General features: G+C 38.0%; 3 protein-coding genes. 1 reads left to right on the top strand and 2 read right to left on the bottom strand.

Annotated features, from left to right (window positions below):
* Positions 1-195, bottom strand: a 195-nt coding sequence (locus QZN27_RS09800; protein WP_296787035.1) for a helix-turn-helix transcriptional regulator, incomplete at its 3' end; no start/stop codon positions are given.
* Positions 196-333: 138 nt separating this feature from the next.
* On the opposite strand from QZN27_RS09800, the gene purB reads away from it, so the two are divergent.
* Positions 334-1,683: an adenylosuccinate lyase gene (purB, locus tag QZN27_RS09805; RefSeq protein WP_296787037.1), complete on the top strand. Its 1,350-nt coding sequence runs from the start codon at positions 334-336 to the stop codon at positions 1,681-1,683.
* Between the two features lie 32 nt (positions 1,684-1,715).
* Here the strand turns inward: purB and QZN27_RS09810 are convergent.
* The coding region (locus tag QZN27_RS09810; RefSeq protein ID WP_296787040.1) for an HAD-IC family P-type ATPase at positions 1,716-2,246 on the bottom strand (531 nt) is incomplete at its 5' end.

The following is a 2,246-nucleotide window of genomic DNA, read 5'->3' on the forward strand; positions in this document are numbered from 1 at the left end:
GTCATCAAGCACAAAAACATCTTCAATTGCATTTTTACCCAAAATTTTTGTAATTTTATATGCCAATACTAATGAGGGATTGTAACGTGCATTTTCTAAAGCGTTTATTGTCTGACGTGTGACACCAGTTAAATCGGCTAACTCCTGTTGAGTTATACCTTTTTCCTGGCGGAATTGTCGTATTTTTGTTTCCATATTACCACCTATTATAAATGAATTTATAATAGTAATAATTATTCTTTATATGAAACAATATAAATGTTTGCTAAAATTTAATAGTTTGAACAACAAAAATATTATTGTTATTATAATTTTTAAGTGAGATGATAAAAAATGGCTATACACCCAATTGAATTTAGGTATGGTACTCCTGAAATGAAAAATATTTGGGAAGAAGAAAATAAATTACAAAGAATGCTAGATGTGGAAGCTGCATTGGCTTTAGCTGAAGGAAAACTAGGCATAATACCACAGGAAGTTGCAGACGAAATTGCAGCAAAAGCAAATACAAAATACGTAAAATTAGAAAGAATGAAACAAATCGAAGCTGAAACCAACCACGATATCGCAGCATTATCAAAATCAATAACCGAAGTATGTGAAAACGGTGCAGGAGAATATGTCCACTTTGGAGCTACATCCAACGATATTGTAGACAGTTCCAATTCCCTGCTCATACGTGACTCCATTGACGTTCTTGAAGAAAAACTTGAAAGACTGACAAAAATCATGCTCAAGCTTGCAAGCGAGAATAAGATGAAGGTATGCATTGGACGTACACATGGACAGCATGCACTTCCAACCACTTACGGAATGAAATTCGGTATCTGGGCAGATGAACTCCACAGACAATACGTCAGATTACAAAATGCTAAGGCAAATGTCTGTATTGGAATGATGGATGGAGCTGTCGGTACCACTGCAGCATTAGGCGAACAAGGTTGGGAAGTTCACAAAACCGTTGCAGAAATCCTAGGATTGCCTGCAGCAACAATCACAAATCAGGTTGTTCAAAGGGACAATCATGTAGAGTTCATAAGCGTTCTGGCAAATATTGCAAGTACCCTTGATAAGATCGGACTTGAAATCAGAAGCCTCCAAAGGACTGAACTGATGGAAGTCGGGGAATACTTCGACCCTGAAAAACAAGTTGGAAGCAGTACAATGCCTCATAAAATGAACCCGATTACAGCTGAAAGAATCTGTGGTGTTGCAAGAATCGTTAAGTCATATGTTAATGCCGCACTCGACAACAACCCTCTCTGGCACGAAAGAGACCTGACCAATTCCTCATGTGAAAGAATCATGTTTCCTGAAAGCTGCATCTTAACCGATTACATCTTAAACCTTACCATCAAGTTAATGAATAACCTGGTATTCTACGATGAAAACATCGAAAGAAACCTGAACTTGACCAACGGTTTAATCATGGCTGAAAGATTAATGGCTGAGCTGACCCGTGCAGGAATGGGAAAACAAACCGCTTACGGAATTGTAAGGAAAAATGCAATTAAAGCAAACAAAGAAAAACTATTACTCGGCGAGTTAATCTTAGAAGATGAAGAGGTTCAAAAATACTTGACCCAAGAGGACGTTGACAAGATTATGGATCCTCACACCTATACAGGATCTATCCCAACAATCATCGACGAACTTCTTGAAAAATCAGAAAGCTGGTTTTAAATTTAAAAAATAGAATTAATTGGTTTAACCAATTAATTTTTAACTCTTTTTATTTCTGGAACATATCTCTTAAGCATCAGAGATAATGTGATAACTGTTACTGAACTCATTGCCATTGCAAGACCTGCCAGAGCGGGTTCAAATGTGATTCCGAATGTCGGATACAATACACCTGCTGCGATTGGAATCAATATTGAGTTATATGCAAATGCCCAGAAAATATTTTCCTTGATTCTGCGCATGACCTTTTTGGAAAACTGAACTGCAGCAACGACATTTTCCAAATCACCTTCCATCACAACAATGTCTCCGCTTTCCATTGCAATATCTGTACCATTGCCCATGGCAACACCGATATCAGCCTGTGTAAGTGCCGGAGCATCATTGATTCCATCCCCGACAAACAGAACCTTTTTAGTATTGTTTGCCTGAGTGGATTTTACTATGTCCAATTTGTTTTCAGGAAGAACACCGGCTTCAACGTTATCAATTCCGACTTCACGGGCAACATTGAGTGCTGTAGCCTCATTGTCTCCGGTAAGCATATAGGTTTCAACACCCAT

This window comes from uncultured Methanobrevibacter sp. (genome assembly GCF_900316895.1).
Taxonomy (GTDB): Archaea; Methanobacteriota; Methanobacteria; order Methanobacteriales; family Methanobacteriaceae; genus Methanocatella.

Excerpts from the sequence above, each read along its gene's own strand:
- purB (WP_296787037.1), top strand. The coding sequence starts at position 334 with ATGGCTATACACCCAATTGAATTTAGGTATGGTACTCCTGAAATGAAA.